Below are 20,795 nucleotides of genomic sequence, written 5' to 3' on the forward strand. Positions count from 1 at the left end.
AAATATTTAGTTTTCGTTTGCTTATGAGAGGCCGAAATTAAGGAAAAAGACGGAAGTCCGACTCCCTATCTTTGCGGCATGCACATCCAACAAGCGGTTTACCTGATCAGCAGTCCCGAAGTGGAAAAATGCCCGGCTCCCGACCGGCCCGAATACGCATTTATTGGCCGGTCCAACGTAGGTAAATCTTCCCTTATCAATATGATCTGCCGGAACCAAAAACTGGCCAAAACCTCCGGTTCCCCGGGAAAAACGCAGCTGATCAATCACTTCAATATTTTATCCAGCCCAGCAGAAGGCTCCAAAGAAACTACCCGCTGGTACCTGGTAGACCTTCCCGGATATGGTTTTGCGAAAGTCTCCATCAATCAGCGGCGTCAGTGGGAGAAAATGATTGAAAATTATCTACGAAAAAGAGAGAACCTGGGAATGGTTTTCGTTTTGATAGACAGCCGGCACAGCCCTCAGGCCATCGATCTCGAATTTGTTAACCAGTTGGGGGAATGGGAAGTTCCCTTTACCCTCATCTTTACCAAGTCTGACAAGGAAATTCAACGGGTAGTATCAAAGAATGTGCGCGACTTCCTGGATGCCATGCGGGAAACCTGGCAGTTTTTACCGGCTCATGTAGTTACCAGTGCTATTAAAGGAACAGGCAGAAAACAAATTCTGGATATGATTGCTGAATCGAACAGCAGCTTTGAAGAGAGGAGATAATGCCCTTAGCAGTGTGCAGACACCACTTTTAACAGGGTAAATGAGCAGGACCAATCAGTTTACTACTTTATTTGCACAGCTGCTGCTGGCAAATGCTTCCGGCTTGGCTTTGAAGGCAAAGCCCATCCCAAGAATATAACCCATGGCTTCTTTCAGTGCATCGTTGCTTTTAAAATGCGGATTGGTGTTGATATCGGCATGCACTTCCATATCCACATTGTAATCGGTGAACAATCCGCAAAGCTCATAAGCAATTTCTATGCTGCGGGCCACTTCTACCAGCATTCGTTCCTTGATTGAATACTTCTGCCGGGTTTTTTCATTTTGGATAAACATAAATCCACCATGACCTTCCCGTAAAAAAACGATTACGGTAGCAAATTCTGTTTCGGATCCTTTTACCTGGGAATCAGTGCCAATGCAAACCTTGAGCCGGTAGCCTTGTTCAGTTTCTCGCCGGATGGCTCTTTCTACAGCTTCACGAATCGGAAGATCGATCGTGTCGCCGTTAAATTTTCTCCATAACATATAAATGGGTTTGCCTAATTTACCAAAAAACCCAATTATATATAGAGATTGTTTATGTTATATAAAAATTAACTCAATACTGACCGGTACTTAGTAAAACAAGGGTGCAGGCTTCCTGTGGATAGATCTGGTTTTCCCTTGCAAGCCGCACCAGATCCGGGTTTTCTGCACCTGGATTGAAGATGATGCGCTTAGGCTTCAACGATAGTATATAGGGAATGTATTCGGCCTGGTTTTCTTTGGACAGGTAGAGTGTTACAGTATCAATTTCTTCCAGCGTCGGAAGGTCGGTTTGGATGGGAACATCATTTACCATACCAGGCCGGCGGCCAATGGCCACTACCGGATGATGGTGGCTTACCAAACTCTGTATGGCAAGGTAACTATACCGGGATGGATTTTCCGAAGCGCCCAACACCAATGTTTTCTTAGGATCCGACATGCTTTGTTATTTTATCAATTTGATCAGGTTACCCCAGAACCAGCTCTCGTCCGCCTTAACAAGGGAGTCCAATGATTTATCTGCCTGACCCACAAATTTCTGAATGTTTTCAATTGTATCCGTGAATGCTTTTGCTTCCCGGTTTTTCTTATCCCCTTCGACCGCCTGCAACTGCTGCAACACTTTTAAAAGTGGTTCCAATTCCCGCTTTTTTCGCTCTTTTACAATCTGCCGGAAGACTTTCCAGATGTCTTTTTCTGCCAGGAAAAATTCCTTACGCTCGCCAGGAATAATCACCCGGTCCACTAATCCCCAGTCAATCAGTTCCCGGATATTCATGTTCGCACTGCCCCTGCTGATACTTAGCTCTTCCATCAGATCATCCTGGCTGATAGGATCCGATGTTACCAGGAGCAGCGCATGGATCTGGGCCATGGTTTTGTTGATGCCCCATTGCGTGGCCAGAGAACCCCAGGTCTGAATAAATTGCGCTTTCGCTGCTTCCAGTTTCATACCGCAATTTACCGAATCCTTCTAATCTTTCAATAGTTATTGAAAGATTTAACTAATAAGGCGGACAATCAAGTCCACGATCTTTTTTCTCACCAGTTACACGTTTACCCGGACGAATATTTATCGTGATATATCCCCCTCCATTTGCCATGGATTTTTTTCCAAGTACATTACCCAGGTTATGCACCCCCAGCAGCAGTGGCCCCACCTTTAGGGCTGCTCCTACCCAAAACTGGTTCTGCGCATTGTAAAGGAACGGCAAATAAGCACCCAACCTACGGGTTTCCCAACGGGGTGTCAGCCGTATGGCATTCATATTTCTGACATAGAGGCGCTGATCCCCCAATAGATTGATAACGTTTACACTCAATTCAGCATTTACATAGAAAGCACTGCTGATAAAGCGATCCACATTTAAAACGAGTCGGGTTGGAGTCCAGATCCGGAAATCTCCGGATAAGGTACGCGCATCAAAAACCGCATCCACCGAATCTGTAAATGCTTCAATGTTAGGAATTCCTTCTACAAATGCCTGGTCGATACGGTCTGCATTCAAACCAGTTACAGGAATTCTTCCGGTTCTGCTATTGTTGCTATACCGGTAAAAAGCGTACCCAAGATCAAGAACAGATGCACCGATTTTCCAGTCGTAATCATAATAGGTCTCTTCATCTTCCATAAAGCCCGGATCACCTGCCGGTTTGATGAGAAGTTCCAGTCCGGCATCCAGCGTTAATCCCATACGCGTTGCCGTTAGTACTTCTCTGAGATTTGCGATTGTTGAACGATTGGAATTCCAGCGATCAATATTGGATGAATAACCATAAGCAAACTGCCCCTCCCGAAGCGCATACTGAGGTTCCCCGTTTATAATGGTACGTTCCCGAAACATGCCATCCAATTCCATCCTACCCCCCCCGATTCCCCGGTTAACCTTCATTGTTAGTCCCGCATTGATTCGAAAGCCAGGTTCATCAAATAAGGTTCTGCCGACAGCACCATATAACTCTATCCAATTGCTGGTGCGGACGCTGGCTTCCAACGGCGCATTTCCCGGATTCAGGGCAAAAAGCTCATTGGCTGTTTCAATACTATCCACAAAATTGTAAGGCGACGTACGGATATTGGCGAAGGATCTCAGGTTGGCGCCAAATGCAACTACTGTCTTTTTCCCAAGTGCAATTCGGGTATTCAGCAGGTTCAGATTCAATTGCTCATTTCCCTTCCGCGCATACTCACCACTTGTTATAAAAAATTCAGAAGCTGTCGGAGAAGACAGGAGTGAATAATTTACCACCTTAATGACATTGGTCTGGTATTTAGCCTGCAAGCCTGCCAGCGTTACATCCCAGGGATATGGAATATTTACTATAGATGCCGGGTTGTTATGTACACTGAGTGCACCTGCATAATTGGATCCGATGATCGCGTGATAATCCTGAGCCGAAGCTTTGAAAAAACCTGCAGCCAATGCAACCATAAGTATTGTATGTTTCATAGCTACGGACGTCCTGCTCATACATAATTTTTTCCGTGAGTTTTTCCAATAAGCCACCTCGTTAATCCCGGAAATTTGTTTCCTGCGAAAATAAGACCTTTTGATAACCAGGGGTCACCAAAAAAAGACTGGATCATTCTGCCAGCACGTAACCTGGATGAAAAAGAATGCCGCCAGTTTTTTGCATAGAGGGTTTCCATTTCAGTTCTGGAGCAGACGCCTTCCAGAAAAGGCAAAGCAGCCTGAACAGCCAGGCAACTGGCATGCAAAGCCATACTCATTCCATTGCCACAAAGGGGGGTGATCAGCCCAGCAGCATCTCCCACCATCAGCACATGATTCTCCACCTGCGATTTAGATGCAAATGAAACCTGGGCAATACTCAATGGCTCCTGCCTTATTTTTTTTGCATCCCTAAATAACTTTTCTAGAAAAGGATTAACCGATAAGATTGTTTTTTCCATCTGTTCAATGGAATTATTACTGAGTCCAAGGTTATTAGCCGTTGTTAAATAACAAAGACAATACTGAGCATCTTCTATACGGCTGATGCCACAATACCCATCTTTAAAATTGTGAAGACTGATCAAATCTTCCGGATCATCCCATTCAATATGGTATTTAATACCTATGAAATTGTTGAGCTTACCAGGTTTTTCGAGCGCGAACGAGCGATTCATTTTCAGATCCAGGGAGGATCTTTTACCAAAACAACCCAGTACAAGCCTGGATTCCAGCAACAATCCGTTTACCTGAACTTCCATCCAGCCATTCCTGTACCGGATGTCCTGCACTTTTACCCCCTCCATTACGGTGGCTCCCGCGAGTTTGGCCTGACTTGCCAACAGGGCATCCAGCCGGTAGCGACTAATACCAAAACCTCCGGGGTCCAGGTCTGAAATCAGAGAACTCCCATCCGGTGCAGTTACGCGAAGGCGCCGGATTTCAGGCAATTGCAGGGAACTAATGGGTATTCCCAAACGCTCCAGAAAAGGCCGGCTTTCCTCGCTGATATATTCACCGCAAACCCGGTGAAAAGGATAATAGTTTTTTTCAATGAGTGCCACCCTATACCCCTTTTCAGCCAACTGAATGGCAGCCGACAAACCGGCAAGCCCGCCACCGGCTACAATTACATCATAGCGATTTGGATCCTGCATAGCCGTTTTTTTTAACAATGATCAACCATCTGAATGCCCAACGCCAATGGATCTCAACTTCGGTTATACCTGCCAGTTGAAACAAGCGCTGCCAATCTTTTCGTTTAAACCCTCTTCTGACTGACAAGGGTGCATCATGACGAACCAGTCGTGATTGGGAAAATAAGGAAGTAAGCAGACGGATACTCCAATAGGCAAGCGGATGCCGATGCAGATCATTGATAACAAATCCGAGTTGGGAGTTTTCGTACATCCATCTCAGTTGAGCTACCAGTTCTTCATCGGTAAAATGATGACAAAAAAGGGAGGAGAAAATAATGGCGGGATGAACTGACATATCCACCAGGCGGTAATCCGATTCCAGGTACTCCGCCTGGGGAAAAGCGCTTCTGGCATAGGATATACAGGCAGGATTAATATCCACTCCCATGTATCGTACGCCCTCCTTTGGTAAGTCATTTGAATCCTTCAACGCTTTTAAGTTATCACCACCCCCACACCCGATTTCAAGGATCAGGCAATTGGATGCCGCAGTCGTCGGCACTAATTTTCGTATACCCTCCACCGTTGTCTTGTGTCCACCCAACCATCGGTTAATAACATCTAACTCCCGCATGTTGAGTTGTATTTCCTCAAAAGGAACAGTCAGATCATCCAATAGTTCTTTCTGATAAATACGTTGCTGCATTTTATTAGTTTATATCAAGCAGACAGGTTTCCATGGTGAGTCCCGGACCAAAAGCCGCCGCCAATGATACTCCTTTTTTACCCGCTTCCATCAATCGCTTCAGTACAAACAATACAGAGGGAGAGGACATATTTCCATATTCACGCAATACGGAAGCGGAGGCTTCCAATTTATGCTCTTCCAGTTCCAACGATTTTTGAACGGCCTGCAAGATCCGTTTACCTCCTGGATGTATGCACCAATGTTGAACATCAGTAAGCTTTGCTTGATATGCCTGCATGGCTCTTTCCAACAATGGCTTGAAATCCGTGGATATCAATTCAGGGATATATCCGCTTAGTGTCATTAAAAAACCCGAAGATGATAACTCCCAACTCATATCCCGTTTTCCTTTGGGTACTACTTCCGCATAAAATCCCTGAATGGTTGCAAGTGATTTGCCCTGCGTTTCAGAACCCACCAAAACAGCTGCCGAACCATCGCCAAAAAGCAGGGAAGCTGCGAGGTTATCCGGTGTTGGAATTTTTTGGAAATGCAGGGTACATAATTCCGTGCAAACAATCAGCACCAACGCGGAAGGATCAGCCCGGCAGATGCTGTCGGCCATTTTCAAGGCATGTAATGCCGCATAGCAACCCATGAAATTAATAGAAGTTCGATGCAATTGCCTGGGCAGTTCCATCATTTCCATTACCTGCAGATCGAGTCCTGGCGCGCTCATGCCGGTACAACTCACTGTAATCAGGTGACTGATATCGGCCCTGCCGCCTGGCCTGTGTTGTATGCAATCACGTATGGCATCTACCGAAAGAGCCGCTGCATGTTTCTGATACCAGGCCATCCGCAGTTCCAGGTTAGGGAATGGTTCCAACGATTCTTCTGCCGGATAAAACTTCCAGTCCCGCATGGATTTGCTATAGTCAGGAATGCAGGAATACCGTTGCTGTATTCCACTTTGGTGGTACAAGAACTTCAGTTTTCTTGCTTCGGTTGCATCCAATGCATATACCCGCTGCATGAAATTCAAAATCTCCGTTTGAGCATGCCGGAAAGCAGGAAGAGATGTTCCGATGGATAATATTGCTGTCAATTCATTTCCAGATTAATAGTGATCCAAATGCGGCTGTTGAACAAATGGCCGAAATAATATTCATTTGCATAAGGTGCCGAAAATCGGCTTTAGCCGGATCCTTCCATACCAGGATCGCCCACCATGAGAAATATACGGATACCGGAAGAAAAAAAATCAATAATACCAAAAACCTGTCCAGTTCCAGTTGTAATCCAAAATGAAGTCCAAGCACCAGGAAAGCCAGTATAAATAACAATCCCGAGAGCCGGAAAGTTCCCCGGATCCCCATTCGCATACTGATGGTTGTTACCCCGTCGGCAGCATCCTGCCGGTGCTGATAAATCTGTGTGAGCGGGTATGCTCCGGCCAATAAGAGTGTACTCGCCAGTATTCCCGTAACGGGTACATGCATACTGAGACTTGCATGTGATACATGATAGCTAAGCCAGAAAATCAATCCACCCTGGCAGCAGATAACCACCAAAAAACCCAAAAAAGCGAATTTTTTCAGGCGGATTTTCCTGCTGCTGTAAGCCCTCGACGCAAGAATATAAAACGACACAGCTATTGCAGCTGGATATGAAAGTAAAAAACTCAATCCAACAGCTAAGAGATCCATTACAAGTGTAATCGTCCACAGCTCCCGTTCAGGCAGAGGCGGATGCTCTAACCCCCCGATTGGAGCCTCATCCCTGTCCATATAACTGTTATACCCATTGCTGCTGGGATAAACAAGAAAATGAAGAATAAAGAACAGCAGTGCCACTCTGACCCAATTGGTTTCAAGTGGTTGGCTGATTCCAAATAAGAACACCGGCAACAGAAAAAAAGAAAAGGGGAACCGGAGTAATTGTATGGTGGAAGATTTAATAATCATATTCCCGGCGGAACATATTCATACGCAAGCCGAGACTGAATATAGTACTATTCCTTGTTAAACGGGCATCATCCGGCACATCCAGGTTCCGCAATAGCAGGCTGGCATCAATGAATAGATTTTCTTTCAGTTCATAACCTGCCCAGAGGGATGCATTTACACCACTGGAAGCCCTGCCTTCACCAATATCCCATCCATAATCAAATGGCCGGGTTGTGTACAGGCTAGCAGGCCGGTTGCCAAAATTGATACCGGCTGAATCCAGTCCCTGTTTCCAGACTATCAGCTTTCCCTGAAGCGTGAGTTTGGGATGAGGCTGGTACCGGGCAATCCCTACCGCTTCTATGAAATTGGCACCTCGTGGATGCGCCAGCGGCTGATTGTAATGCATGTAATTCGCGACCGAATCGCGGAAACTGTAGGTGAACGGTCGAACAATGTTCAATTCTCCTTGGATATCCAGGTTCTTTATACCCGCCACATCAACATATTTTCCGCCCAGTTGCAGGCCATATTTATTTCCCCACCAGCCATTGCCTCCCCGAACTTCACTCAGCTTGAATTCATCCAACAGGAGTTGTCCGTATAACTGAACCCGTTTGGCAATATTGGCTTTGAAATCCATCCCTACATTGGCATTATCCGGACTCCCGTTCTGCTGCTCAATGGAACGATAGAAGATGATTGGGTTGAGATAACTGAAATCATACCGGTTCGGACGTCCGAATACAACCGCTTCAAAAAATCCGATATTCAGCCAGCGGGTCGCCTGCCAGCTAAGGTGGTGCATGGTTACGTATTTTTTATCCAGCAGGTTATCGCCTCTTCGTATATGCGAGGGGTTTAGTTCCATGAAGAGGTTTTGATAATTCAGCTTCCATATCCTGGTATTGATTTTCAGGAATAGATTACTATTCCCAAAGTCGCTCAGGAACATGCTTCGGTAACCATTACCGATAAAATTCCGGTCGTATCCGAATTGGATATTGATATAATCGGTTACATTAAAAAAGATGGAACCACGGGCATCGAAATAATCATAAGCGGTACTTTTAAAGGACTTGTAATAACCGGCTCCGGGTACTGCCCTGTTTGCTGCAACAAAATCCTTCACAAAGGAAGGTGGTCTTTCCTGGTTATCAGTCACATAAAAGTCGAATCCAATCCGGTTGGCAATCATACCTCTGCCGCGTGCTCCTTTTGTGTTCTGAAACAGTGATTCATCATTATCAGACTCTTTCATTACCGTGAACTGTACTACCGGATTAATGCTCAGAAAAAAATCTTTTACATCCACCAACGCAAAATCAGACGGGTACTGGTAAAAACTCTTCAGTATCGGCTTTTTGCTCAGAAAGGCTGATTTGTCGCCACTCACCCACTCCAGGTTGTTCATCAGCGCACTCCTGCGGTTATGCGCATCTACCCGACTCAGTTCTTCTTCCGGAATAGTTTCCAGGAATTTTACCCAACCTTTACGATCGTAGGGTTTGATATGCTGCAGGGAGATGGCACTATCACGGTACATAATCTCCAGTCGGTCCATCAGGGGCTGGTGTTTATACCCCTGGGGTAAAAGCGTCGACTGGGAAAATCCAACAACCGGAAAACTTAAGCAGGCGGTGTAAAGCAGTCTTTTTATAACTTGCATTCAATGGTTTTTAAACAGGAATGAATAGCTAATATGCAAAAATATCTCATAAAGAACGCGCAAATTGTCAACGAAGGAACGATTCGCACAGCGGACGTTTTGCTTTCGCGGGGACGGATTGAAAAAATCAATAGCCAAATCAGTGCCACAAATGGGGCTATCGAAATAAACGCAGAAGGAAAACATTTATTACCTGGTGTAATTGACGACCAGGTCCATTTCCGAGAACCCGGGCTTACACATAAAGCTACCATTTATACTGAATCAAAAGCTGCTGTTGCGGGTGGGGTAACCAGTTTCATGGAAATGCCCAATACCCAGCCCCCGGTTTTTACGCAGGAGTTACTGGAAGATAAATATGCAATCGGTGCTGCCAGTTCCCTGGCCAACTATTCCTTTTTCATGGGAACCTCCAATGAGAACCTGGACGAAGTGCTGCGCACCAATGAGAAAAAAGACAGGGTTTGCGGAGTGAAAATCTTCATGGGCTCTTCTACTGGTGGATTGTTGGTAGACAACCCGCTCTCACTCGAACATATATTCGAGGGTACCGAGCTTTTAATTGCCACCCATTGCGAAGATGAACGGATCATTCGCAAAAACCTCGAAGCTGCCAAAGCCAGTGGAAGACCCCTGACTGCGGCAGACCATCCCATTATCCGGAACGAAGAAGCCTGTTTCGAATCTTCTTTTTATGCTATTCAACTGGCCAAGAAATTCAATACCCGCTTACATATTCTGCATATATCAACGGAAAAGGAACTGACACTTTTCGGCAATATGTTACCGTTAAAAGAAAAGCGCATCACCTCCGAAGTTTGTGTACATCATCTTCACTTCACCAGTGACGATTATGCGCAGCTGGGTAACCAGATCAAATGTAATCCGGCCATCAAAGCGCCAAATAACCGAACTGCCCTCTGGAAAGCCCTGCTGGACGACCGGCTGGATATTATCGCTACCGATCATGCACCTCATACCTGGGCCGAAAAACAGGAAGATTATCTACACGCACATGCTGGTCTTCCCTTAGTTCAGCACTCCCTGCCCCTGATGTTACACTATGTTAAAGAAGGGGCAATCCGGCTGGAAAAAGTGGTTGAGAAGATGAGCCATGCACCGGCAGATTGCTTCCAGATTCGCCAGCGGGGTTATATCCGGGAAGGTTATTATGCAGACCTGGTACTGGTAGACCTGAACAAACCGACCACAGTTTCCAAGGAGAATATCTACTACAAGTGCGGATGGAGCCCGCTGGAAGGAACAACTTTCCCATCTTCGGTTACTCACACTTTCGTGAATGGGCATCTTGTTTATGGAAAAGAGGGGTTTGATGAATCACAGAATGGTATGCGACTGGAATTTGATCGCTGATTGAGGCGGATTAACTAAATTAACAGCCTATGGATATAGATAAAACCTCCCTGCTGGACCTGAATATATTCCACCCGGAAGAGGAATATTCTATCTTTCACCGGCTCAACTTCACCCGTACCGTAGAAGGAAAGGAATGGCTCCGCCTGCGTTTTCAGCAACCCTTTCATGATCTGAAATCAATTCTCCAAACCCAGCAAATTTTGCAGTTAATGCTGGATGAACTGGATAACTGGCCGGAGGATATCACCAACGGAACCCTTATGGTGATGGAAAAGTTTTTCGGCACCCAGCTCGACAGCATTCCGGTAGACAATAATTGGGTGAATGCGCAGCTCTACAAATTGTTTCACGGTCCCGATTATGCGATTATCCGCTTCAGCCTGCAACATTTCGGAGATTTTGTCAGGGGGATACAAAAAATCATTCTACTCTTTGAAGGAAAAGTAGTTCCGCCCAACCTGGAGAGAATCCTGGAAAGAGCCGGAAAACTTACCAGCGATATACACCTGAAAACCCTGGCTGATAAAAAGCGGGCAGATGAATTAACACCCAAACAAATACTTTATTTTGGTCATTACATCCGCTACAAATTCAGGAACGCAACCACAGAACTAACGGAGATCTATGGCCAGCTGGATGGATGGTATGGGATGGCCGCAGCCATGCGGCATTTTAAACTGAAATTTCCTGAATTTGCAGAGTCAGAACAACCCTTTATTGAGGCGGAGGAATTATTTCATGTATTATTACCTAACCCCGTTGACTATTCCATCAACCTCGATCAACAACATAATTTCCTCTTTCTTACCGGAGCAAATATGGCTGGGAAAAGCACCTTTATCAAATCTGTAGGGGCCGCCGTTTACCTGGCCCACCTGGGTATGGGCGTACCGGCCAAACACTTACGATTGTCTTTATTCGAAGGTATTCTAAGCAATATCAACCTGACTGACAATATTGTCAAAGGCGAGAGCTATTTTTTCAATGAAGTACAACGCATCAAAAACACGATCCTTAAGATTAATGACGGTCGCAAATGGCTGGTATTAATTGATGAATTGTTTAAAGGCACCAATGTGCAGGATGCCATGAAATGTTCTTCCACTGTGATTGAAGGTCTAATTAAAATAAACCATTCCTTATTCATTCTCTCCACCCACCTTTATGAAATCGGAGAAGCACTCAAAGTCTTTCCGAATATCATTTTCCGCTATTTCGAAACAGAGGTAACAGAAGATCAGTTAGTATTCAGTTACCAGCTTAAGGAGGGCATCAGTAACGACCGGTTAGGTTACCTCATCCTGAAGCGCGAAAAAGTGGTGGAATTACTGGAGCAAATCCCTGATTCAAATGGGTTAAAGAACGGTTGACCTGCCAGCTTCGCTGCTTTACCTTGGTTCTATGTTAGTGAAAACATATGGTTCAGCAGTAAACGGAGTGGAAGCTATCACCATTTCCATTGAGGTCAATGTCACCAACGGAACACAAACCTTCCTGGTAGGGTTACCAGACAATGCAGTGAAGGAAAGTATGCTGCGCGTAGAAACCGCGATTAAAGCTATTGGTTACTTCATGCCCAGAACCCGGGTAGTAATCAATATGGCACCGGCAGATATTCGCAAAACAGGTACTGCATTTGATTTGCCCATTGCGATCGGTATACTGGCTGCTACAGAACAGCTCATTAACCTGGAACCCCTTCAAAATTGGATATTCTGTGGGGAACTTGGCCTGGACGGCAGCCTTCAGCCGATTCGGGGAGCTCTTCCCATGGCACTAACAGCGAGAAAAGAAAAGTTTAGTGGCATTGTGGTTCCTATTCAGAATGCTGCTGAAGCTGCAGTGGTAGACAGCCTACCGGTAATGGGCATACGCTCATTAACAGAAGCCATTCAATTAGTTGAAGATCCTCTACGAGCGAAACCACACGAATCAGGCATTGAACAATGGTTCAATGAACCACCTGGTTTAGAAACAGGAGATTTTTCGGACGTAAAGGGACAGGAAAATATCAAACGGGCTATGGAGATCGCGGCGGCAGGCGGGCATAATCTATTATTGATTGGTCCGCCTGGTGCCGGCAAAACTATGCTGGCAAGAAGATTGCCAGGTATTCTGCCCCCCCTGACACTGGACGAGGCACTGGAAACAACCCGTATTCACAGTGTAGCTGGCAAGTTGACAACCGGAACAGCATTGGTACAACAACGACCTTTCCGGCAACCGCATCATACGACATCTCATATGGCCATGGCAGGCGGTGGCAGCAATCCTTTACCAGGAGAAATATCCCTGGCTCACAACGGCGTACTTTTCCTGGATGAATTACCTGAATTCAACCGATCTGTGCTCGAAGTGATGCGACAACCCATGGAAGAACGAAAACTCACTATCTCACGGGCACGAATAAGTGTAGAATTTCCAGCCGCCTTTATGTTGGTGGCCTCCATGAACCCCTGCCCCTGTGGCTACTACAACCATCCAGAAAAAGAATGCAGTTGTCCCCCTGGTGCCGTTCAGAAATACCTGCAGAAAATCTCAGGGCCACTGCTGGACAGGATTGATCTGCAGCTTGAAGTAACACCGGTACCGTTTCAAAACCTGAGTAGCACCTCCCGTACTGAATCCTCCCGTGAAATCCGGAAAAGAGTCATACAAGCCAGGCAAGTTCAGGCCAGGCGATATAAAGAAATCAAGGGAATCTATTGTAATGCCCAAATGAGCAGTCGGTTGCTGGAACAAACTTGTGCGCTTGGCACCTCCTCGTGCCAGTTGTTAAAAACTGCCATGGAGCGACTCAAATTATCCGCCCGGGCCTATGACCGCATCCTCAAAATGGCCAGAACCATTGCCGACCTCTCTCAAAACGAATTGATTTTACCGGAACATATCGCTGAAGCTATCCAGTTCCGCAGCCTGGATCGGGATAATTGGGGCTGGAAGTAGGGATTGTCTTAATTTAGTGTTCTACCATTATTTTATGCAATTACTACTTCAGTACCTCAAGCCTTATAAATGGCTGGTACTTCTCACCTTGTTATTAGCCGGTATCAACAGTGGTTTTTCCCTGTTGGACCCCATAATATTCGGAAAGATTACAAAAGCCGCTTTTACTTATAAAAAGTATGAGAGCTGGCCCAAATTTGCACAATCCATCGGCTGGCTGTTATTGGCATCTATCAGCGTGGCCATGGTGAGCCGGATTGCCAAAGCCTTCCAGGATTATTTCTTCAACGTAATTACGCAAAAGTTTGGAGCAAAGGTTTTTACCGATGGATTACAGCATGCGATGAAGCTCCCCTACCATGAGTTTGAAGACCAGCGAAGCGGAGAAACCCTTAGCATTTTGCAGAAGGTTGAAACCGATACGGAAAAATTCATATCCAACTTCATCAACGTATTATTTGGAGTGTTTGTAGGCATATTGTTTGTATCCATTTATGCCTTCCAGATTCACTGGTCATTACCCCTCACCTATTTTGGCGGTATCATACTGCTTACCCTGCTTACCAATGCTTTAAGTAAACGAATCAAAACCATACAGCGGAATATTGTGAGCCAAACAACTTCACTGGCGGGCAGTACCACTGAATCCCTGAGAAACATTGAGCTGATCAAAAGTTTAGGGCTCACCAACCAGGAAGTAGACCGGTTGAATAAGAATACCTACAAAATATTGGGACTTGAACTTACCAAGGTAAAGCGGATTCGCAGTCTGAGTTTTATTCAGGGAACTTTTGTGAACACGCTAAGGCAGGCAATCCTCTTTATCCTGATGTGGTTGATCTACCGGGAGCATATGGGTCCTGAGCAACTGGTAACCATGCAATTTTTTTCCTTTTTCATTTTTGGTCCCTTACAGGATATCGGGAATATCATTTTAAGTTATCGGGAAGCAGAAGCCTCCCTGAATAATTTCAAAAACCTGATGCAGAAGAAACCGGAGCCCCGACCGGAACATCCGGTAGTATTGGATGCAATAGAGCGACTCCGGTTTGATAATGTTCATTTCAAACATAAAACGGCACAGCAGCATGCATTACAAGGCATCAGTTTTGAAGTAAGTAAAGGAGAAACCATCGCGTTTGTTGGGCCATCCGGATCCGGTAAAACAACGCTCGTGAAATTATTGGTTGGGTTATACCGGCCACAGGAAGGCAGTATATCCTACAATGAAACCAATGAAAATGAAGTAGACTATGATGAGCTTCGCAAACAGATCGGCTTTGTTACACAGGACACTCAACTGTTCGCCGGAACTATACGGGAAAATTTGCTATTCGTAAAACCGGATGGCACAGAGGAAGAATTACTCGATGCGCTTCAAAAAGCAAGCTGCCAGACCCTTTTGCAAAAAGCGGATAAAGGATTGGACACACTGATTGGTGAAAGTGGGTTAAAATTAAGTGGGGGTGAAAAACAGCGCCTCTCCATAGCCAGATCTCTATTACGCCAACCTAAATTACTGATCTTCGACGAAGCCACTTCTGCGCTGGATTCATTGACTGAAGAAGAGATTACTTCTACCATTCGGAAAATTTCCGCCTTACGCTCACAGATTACTGTACTAATTGCACACCGGTTAAGTACGATTATGCATGCCGATAAAATATATGTGCTGGAGAAAGGAGAAATAGCAGAGACCGGTACCCATCAGCAATTACTGGAAGATAAAGGTCTCTACTATGCCATGTGGAGGCAGCAGATCGGAGAAAGAAAAGCTACTGCTTCACCCACTCTTACTGAAGCTTCGTCGTAAAGTTCAGATCAATATCGGTTTCGCCTTTGGTAACCGGATCACCAGCTGCTTTGGTACCAGGCTTATGTTTTAAAACAACACGAACAGTTCCGGTAGAAGCGGCTCCGGTTTGCCAGGTTGAACTCAAACCAACGGGAAGACTTTTACTGTCCAGATCAACCCTATTAATAGTAATATTGGCACCAGCGGGAATGAAATATAGTTCATGATCATCTGCCTCTTCCTGCACCTCTTCCGTAATATCTTCTGCAGGGGAAACACTTTCGTTTAAGAGCTCGACAGAACAGGAATAGTTTGCATTGGGTTTCAATACAATTTCATCGATGGAAGGCGGATTTCCTCCTTCACCATCTGTGTCGCGAAAAGTTGCAACAAAAACATTTGCTGTTCCAATTTCCTGAAACCGAAGCGATACAGTAGTTATCAACTCCTCTTCATTACTTACTTCATCTTTGTCTTTCGAACAACCAGCCAGCGTAAGTGCAAGAAGACCAAAACCGCTTAACAATTTCACCCATTTTTGTTTCATAGTATCTATTTTAAGTAGTAAAAACTCAATGTTGTTTGCCCAGTGGCAGCATAATACGCAGGCCAATATTTCTGCCAGTTTCCCAGGCAAAATACCGGAATGCATTCATGTAATCGCGATAGGCAGTGTTCAGCAAATTCGTAGCCGTCAGGCTCAACTGAATGGGCTGCTTTCCCCAGAACAGTTTGGTACCAGCTTCCAGGTTCAGCAAAAAATACGCTGGTGGAGGTGGTGCATAATCGGACTCCATTCGGATAGAACCATCTGGTTGTGGTTTTTCAATATTTCCCGTAACAGGTACCCTTGTTTGCCTCATCACCTGCTGTCCACTCAGTTTTACATAACTATCCTGCCAGTGTTTTGCATTTCCAAATTCATATTGCAATCCGAGTTCATACCGATCGGCCGGCATCTGGATCAACCAGTCATCGGCTGTTTTATCCCATGCTCTTAAGATGGACGCCTTTGCTTCTGCTTTCCAGTGTGCGGTAAGCACATACCCAACTGTAGCATCCAGTCCGTGCAAGCGGGCATCAGTTTGCCGAAATGAAAAAGAAGGAAAAGCACCCCGGATTGTTAACACCGGAGGATAATCAGGCGCCAGGTATATGAAATTGGAAATATCCTTATAATAAAATCCGATATCAAATCGCCAGCGGAATGGCTGGTAATCCATATTCAGCATCCAGCTGTTTGCTCTTTCCGGAACCAGCGAGGGATTACCCGTTTCAATCCGGGCTGAACTATGGTGCAGGCCATCACTGTACAATTCATTAATCTGTGGTGCTCTCCAGGCCGATGAAAAATTCAGGGTGGTTGTCAACTCCGGACTCCATCTGTAAGTTCCGCCCAATGAACCACTCACACTGCTGAATTGCTGATCCGCAAATCGCTCACTATTGTTATTTTCTATGTCGAATAATTTCCGCCAGTCGTACCGCAATCCACCTTCGAGCATCCATTTCCCTTTTGTCCACTTTTCAATCCAGAAAACCGCTCCGTTCCATGCCCGGTAATTCGGAATAAAAACCCGCTGCTTGTAACTGTCGTTCAATTGAAAGGAGCCACTAACACCAATGGTTCCACGAAAATTATTCCAGTTGTTATGATCCCAAACAAGATCGGTTCCAACCGTGCTGATGCTAAGATCCAGCTGAGGTGCATCTGAACTGGAAGCAAATCGTTTTACATCAAATTCCATCCGGTTATTGTACTGACCTGACAACACCAGATTTAACTTTCCTGCTGTACCCGTGGTATGATGCGCTTTCAGTTTAAATAAATGATGGTGTACCTGCTGATAAGGACGATCGATTGTATAGCTGAAGGGAGCAGATTTGATTTCTTCAGATGGCTCTCCCCGTTCAATAGCAGTTTCCAGGTCGGTTACATTTCCGATATGCGCCCCTCTGAAGATACCAAGACGGGTATTGAAATTGCTATAGAAAAGTTCAAGTCCCCGGTGTGATTGCTGCCAGCCTGCTGCTGCAGAAAAATTATATTCTTCGATACCGGTATTCATCAGCCAATAATCAGGCGTCCGGGAATTGCCGCCTTTTTTCAGGGTACCCTGCAATCGCCAGGCAAATGCCGGATGTTTAGCTGAATTGTTTTCGATGATACCGGATAAGACGCCCTGCCGGTTATTGGTAAAGAAGGCAGTATTGATTTCACCATACAGACCGGGTGCTGCCGGTAACAAACGAGGCTCCACCAATACCACTCCACCAATGGCATCACTTCCATACCGGATGCTGCTAGCCCCTTTGATCACCGTTAAGCGATTTGCAATATACGGATCCACTTCCGGTGCATGTTCACTTCCCCATTGCTGTGATTCCTGCCGGATCCCATTGTTCAATATTAAAACCCGGTTACTGTGAAGGCCATGAATTACGGGTTTGAATATCGTAGCACCTGTCTGTAACACATTCACGCCACTAATACTACGAAGGGATTCACCAAGGCTGGCTCCTCTGGTAGCAGCCAATTGTCTGCCCTTTAGTTCTTCAGTTATAGCCGTACCATGTTTGTGGGTCGCTCCCACTACCACAACTTCTTCCAGTTCACTGTGGGTATGCGGTAATACAAAATCCTGGGTCAGATCATCTTTCAGGTGGATATGTGATTCCACTGGCTGACATCCTATATGTGTAATAAGTATATTATAACTACCCGGACAAAGACCTTCAAACAGAAACCTGCCCTGCTCATCTGTTTTCACTTCGAGCCGGATATCCTTGATACGCACGGTTGCTCCAGATAAGCGTTCGCGGGTATCCGAATCAGTTACTACACCGCTGAAACGTAAAATACATTGTGCCTGGCTGCTGTTGACAACCAGCCCCAATAGCAGGATTCCTAAAATTCTTCGTATTGCAACCACCATGTTCTGTTGTGAGAACAAAACTAGGGAATTCTGAAAATTTGCAACAATGTTTCTTTTTTATTTTTTAAACCGGACCAAAAACCGGCTGCCTTTGCCTGGTTCTCCCACATAGTGAAGGGTGGCACTGAGTTCGTTGGCCAATCGTTTTACAATGGACAAACCGAGGCCGGTAGAGGCTTCACCGGCTGTGGGTTTTGGAGAAAGGCGACCATATCGGCTAAACAGCTGCTGCTGCTCCTGCTTACTAATACCAGGACCATTATCTTCCACAATAAGATCAGTAAAAACAGGTCCGGCCTCAATTAAAACCCTTACTGGCTGACCCGGCTCACTGAATTTAATGGCATTCGAGAGCAAATTCTCTACAATACGCTGCAGGAGCTGCTGATCTGTCAGCAGGTAGACCTCCGATTCGCTGGACGGGCCATATAGCCGGATCTTTTTCTCATTTGCAACCGGCTGAAACTGGTCCACAACATGATGCAGAAAAGCAGTAAGATTAATTTCCTCCAGTTCCAGTTTTTCCTGAGTTGTGCCGGCTCTTTCCACTTCCAGTATCTGCCGTATCAACCGTTCGCCATTTTCTGCTGCTTTCCGGATATTCTGTGTGGCTTTTTTCTGCTCCTCATTCATGTGCTCATCCGTTTCCAGCAACCGGCTCCACAAATGAATGCTCGAGAAAGGTGTACTCAGGTCATGCGATACAATACTCATCAGGTTGTTTTTCTCCTGGTTCAATTCTGACAAAGCCTCTTTCTGGCGATTAATAACAGCATTAACTTTTACCAGTTGGCGGTTGGATTTGCGGTAAACTATAAGCAGAACGACACTCAACACCAGGATCAAAAATGCGGCAAGACTGAGTGATCGGAGGTTCCGGTTCTGCAATTTTTCTTTTTCAATGGCGGCCTGTAGCAACTGGTTTTGTTTTTCGCGGTCGCGGGCATTGAATCGTTCCTGCATTTCTGCAATGGAAGCAGCAGTCTCCTGGTTGACAAGCGCTGTGTCCAGCTGGTACCAGTTTTGCTGGAACTTATACGCTTCGCGGTATCGCCCCAATCGCTCATACAGTTTGGCCAACAGTGCGTAGGAATCGGCCTCCTTACTTCTGGAATTCAAAAGCTTTGCCAGTCGTAATGCCTCCCCGCAATAAAACCGTGCTGAATCCATTCGTCCCAGTTCAATGTAAACGTCACCCAGGTTCAGATAATCCGTCCAGAGGAGTGTCTCCTGCCCTTCTCCCTGGTGCAGCGCTTTATTGGTAATGAAATAATTCAACGCTTTTTGGTAATCCCTTTTTTTAAAAAAAACATTACCCAGGTTATTGTAAATACTGGACAGAGACTGGCTGGTATTGTATTCGTTCGAAAGTCGAAGACCCTCTTCCAGAAAGAGCCGGGCACTATCAGGTTTATCCAACAGATTGTAAATCGCCCCCAGGTTACCTAATCCAGATATAATGCTGGATACTTCGCCCCTGTCTAAGGACAATTGAAGGGATTGTTTGTATACATCCCTTGCTTTTTCATATTGTTTGACTTCACTGTATGCAATAGCAAGATCACTTAAGGCCGCAATTTCATATTCAATCCATTTACCGGCTCTTGCATCATTCAAAGTTTGTAAGTAGAATGCAATGGCAGCTTCGTAATTTCCGGAATATTCCTCTGCCAGACCTCTCAGGCGATTGGCTAGCAAACGCCCCTTAGTGAATCCTGTCTTAGATGATTGCGTTTCGATTTTATCTGCATTCCCCCTTAAATCAGTTACGCGGTCATCTGGAAAATCAAGAGAAAGATCGTACAAATTTTTGATGGCATTGGTGTCAGGCTGCTGCGCCTGTAAAAGTCCACCATAAACGGATAACAGAACTGCTAATATGAACCGGTAGCTAATCAATGAGATTATTCCTCAGTGCAAATTTTACAAGTCCCACCGTATTCTGTACCCCCAGTTTGGAAATCAGATTTTTACGATGGGTTTCAATAGTGCTGACACTCAAAAAAAGTTGCTGCGCAATTTCAGCGTTGCTGTATTCCCTGCATACGAGTCGCAACACTTCAATTTCCCGCCTGGATAATATTTCATCTACTTTGCGATCCTCAATAGTCAGGGTATTGCGAAAATTTTCTCCTCCCAAAATATCGACTTCCTTACTAAAATAAGTTCCGCCTTCCTGTACAGTTTTCAAAGCCAGCAACAACTCTTCAATAGAAGCGTTTTTCAGAATGTAACCCTGGATATTGAATTTGGATAAACGATGAACATACCGCGTTCCCCGCATCAGTGTCAGGTACAAAATTTTTTGCTCAGGCCGAATCTTTCTTATCTCACGCAATAGTACATCTTCTTCCATATCCGGCAGGTTGACATCCAGTAACAGTATATCCTCCGTTGATAAATTCGGAAGCTGCTGCAGCAGCTGGCTGGCAAGCTGACAGGATCCTACTACCTGCAGGGTCGGTTGTTTCGCTAATAACAGGGAAAGTCCCTCCAGATACATCTCATGATCATCTACTATAAAAACCCTGGTCATGCTTGAAAATATGTTTAATAAATATTGCTTTACAGATAAGTCACCTATTACAAAGAAAC

General features: G+C 45.3%; 18 protein-coding genes. 5 read left to right on the forward strand and 13 right to left on the reverse strand.

Annotated features, from left to right (window positions below; genetic code table 11):
• Nucleotides 1–78: 78 nt before the first annotated feature.
• Entirely contained in the window at nucleotides 79–717 is a 639-nt protein-coding gene (yihA, locus tag MD536_RS14510; RefSeq protein WP_239601387.1) for a ribosome biogenesis GTP-binding protein YihA/YsxC, read from the forward strand.
• 54 nt (nucleotides 718–771) lie between these two features.
• Here yihA and MD536_RS14515 read toward each other — a convergent pair whose 3' ends face one another.
• The 9 genes from MD536_RS14515 to MD536_RS14555 all read right to left on the reverse strand — a co-directional run bounded on the left by MD536_RS14515 (nucleotide 772) and on the right by MD536_RS14555 (nucleotide 9,146).
• Nucleotides 772–1,245 carry a ribonuclease H-like YkuK family protein gene (locus MD536_RS14515; RefSeq protein ID WP_234867031.1) on the reverse strand — a complete coding sequence of 158 codons (474 nt, stop codon included), beginning with the start codon at nucleotides 1,243–1,245 and terminating at the stop codon, nucleotides 772–774.
• A 73-nt stretch (nucleotides 1,246–1,318) separates the two neighbouring features.
• Nucleotides 1,319–1,687, reverse strand: coding sequence for a CoA-binding protein (locus MD536_RS14520; protein WP_239601388.1), 369 nt, complete (start codon nucleotides 1,685–1,687; stop codon nucleotides 1,319–1,321).
• Nucleotides 1,688–1,693: 6 nt separating this feature from the next.
• Entirely contained in the window at nucleotides 1,694–2,200 is a 507-nt protein-coding gene (locus MD536_RS14525; protein ID WP_239601389.1) for a GbsR/MarR family transcriptional regulator, read from the reverse strand.
• Between the two features lie 52 nt (nucleotides 2,201–2,252).
• Nucleotides 2,253–3,719 (reverse strand): DUF5723 family protein, encoded by a 1,467-nt coding sequence (locus tag MD536_RS14530; protein ID WP_239601390.1) that lies wholly within the window; start codon nucleotides 3,717–3,719, stop codon nucleotides 2,253–2,255.
• Entirely contained in the window at nucleotides 3,716–4,858 is a 1,143-nt protein-coding gene (locus tag MD536_RS14535; RefSeq protein WP_239601391.1) for an NAD(P)/FAD-dependent oxidoreductase, read from the reverse strand. Before MD536_RS14535 ends, MD536_RS14530 begins: the two co-directional genes overlap by 4 nt.
• Nucleotides 4,836–5,546 carry a methyltransferase domain-containing protein gene (locus tag MD536_RS14540; protein WP_239601393.1) on the reverse strand — a complete coding sequence of 237 codons (711 nt, stop codon included), beginning with the start codon at nucleotides 5,544–5,546 and terminating at the stop codon, nucleotides 4,836–4,838. The genes MD536_RS14535 and MD536_RS14540 overlap by 23 nt, the downstream gene beginning before the upstream one ends.
• 4 nt (nucleotides 5,547–5,550) lie before the next feature.
• Nucleotides 5,551–6,636 (reverse strand): type III polyketide synthase, encoded by a 1,086-nt coding sequence (locus MD536_RS14545; protein ID WP_239601394.1) that lies wholly within the window; start codon nucleotides 6,634–6,636, stop codon nucleotides 5,551–5,553.
• A gap of 1 nt (nucleotide 6,637) precedes the next feature.
• Entirely contained in the window at nucleotides 6,638–7,495 is an 858-nt protein-coding gene (locus tag MD536_RS14550; protein WP_239601396.1) for a UbiA family prenyltransferase, read from the reverse strand.
• Nucleotides 7,485–9,146, reverse strand: coding sequence for a hypothetical protein (locus MD536_RS14555; RefSeq protein ID WP_239601398.1), 1,662 nt, complete (start codon nucleotides 9,144–9,146; stop codon nucleotides 7,485–7,487). Before MD536_RS14555 ends, MD536_RS14550 begins: the two co-directional genes overlap by 11 nt.
• Before the next feature lie 33 nt (nucleotides 9,147–9,179).
• Here MD536_RS14555 and MD536_RS14560 point away from each other — a divergent pair, with 33 nt between their 5' ends.
• From MD536_RS14560 to MD536_RS14575, 4 genes are read left to right on the forward strand one after another with little or no spacing between them, the layout of a single operon-like run.
• Nucleotides 9,180–10,520, forward strand: a complete 1,341-nt coding sequence (locus tag MD536_RS14560) for a dihydroorotase (protein ID WP_239601399.1) — start codon at nucleotides 9,180–9,182, stop codon at nucleotides 10,518–10,520.
• 29 nt (nucleotides 10,521–10,549) lie between these two features.
• Nucleotides 10,550–11,893, forward strand: a complete 1,344-nt coding sequence (locus MD536_RS14565) for a MutS-related protein (protein WP_239601401.1) — start codon at nucleotides 10,550–10,552, stop codon at nucleotides 11,891–11,893.
• Nucleotides 11,894–11,924: 31 nt separating this feature from the next.
• Complete coding sequence (locus MD536_RS14570) at nucleotides 11,925–13,469, forward strand: YifB family Mg chelatase-like AAA ATPase (protein ID WP_239601404.1); 1,545 nt, start codon at nucleotides 11,925–11,927, stop codon at nucleotides 13,467–13,469.
• A gap of 34 nt (nucleotides 13,470–13,503) precedes the next feature.
• Complete coding sequence (locus MD536_RS14575) at nucleotides 13,504–15,282, forward strand: ABC transporter ATP-binding protein (protein WP_239601405.1); 1,779 nt, start codon at nucleotides 13,504–13,506, stop codon at nucleotides 15,280–15,282.
• Here the strand turns inward: MD536_RS14575 and MD536_RS14580 are convergent.
• From MD536_RS14580 to MD536_RS14595, 4 genes are read right to left on the reverse strand one after another with little or no spacing between them, the layout of a single operon-like run.
• Nucleotides 15,263–15,811, reverse strand: coding sequence for a hypothetical protein (locus tag MD536_RS14580; protein WP_239601407.1), 549 nt, complete (start codon nucleotides 15,809–15,811; stop codon nucleotides 15,263–15,265). The genes MD536_RS14575 and MD536_RS14580 overlap by 20 nt on opposite strands.
• A gap of 25 nt (nucleotides 15,812–15,836) precedes the next feature.
• Nucleotides 15,837–18,200 (reverse strand): TonB-dependent receptor, encoded by a 2,364-nt coding sequence (locus MD536_RS14585; RefSeq protein WP_239601409.1) that lies wholly within the window; start codon nucleotides 18,198–18,200, stop codon nucleotides 15,837–15,839.
• Nucleotides 18,201–18,257: 57 nt separating this feature from the next.
• Nucleotides 18,258–20,099, reverse strand: a complete 1,842-nt coding sequence (locus MD536_RS14590) for a tetratricopeptide repeat protein (protein WP_239601410.1) — start codon at nucleotides 20,097–20,099, stop codon at nucleotides 18,258–18,260.
• Entirely contained in the window at nucleotides 20,092–20,736 is a 645-nt protein-coding gene (locus MD536_RS14595) for a LuxR C-terminal-related transcriptional regulator (RefSeq protein ID WP_239601412.1), read from the reverse strand. Before MD536_RS14595 ends, MD536_RS14590 begins: the two co-directional genes overlap by 8 nt.
• Nucleotides 20,737–20,795 lie beyond the last annotated feature (59 nt).

It is taken from the genome of Flavihumibacter cheonanensis (assembly GCF_022352215.1).
In the GTDB taxonomy this organism is placed as follows: Bacteria; Bacteroidota; Bacteroidia; order Chitinophagales; family Chitinophagaceae; genus Flavihumibacter; species Flavihumibacter cheonanensis.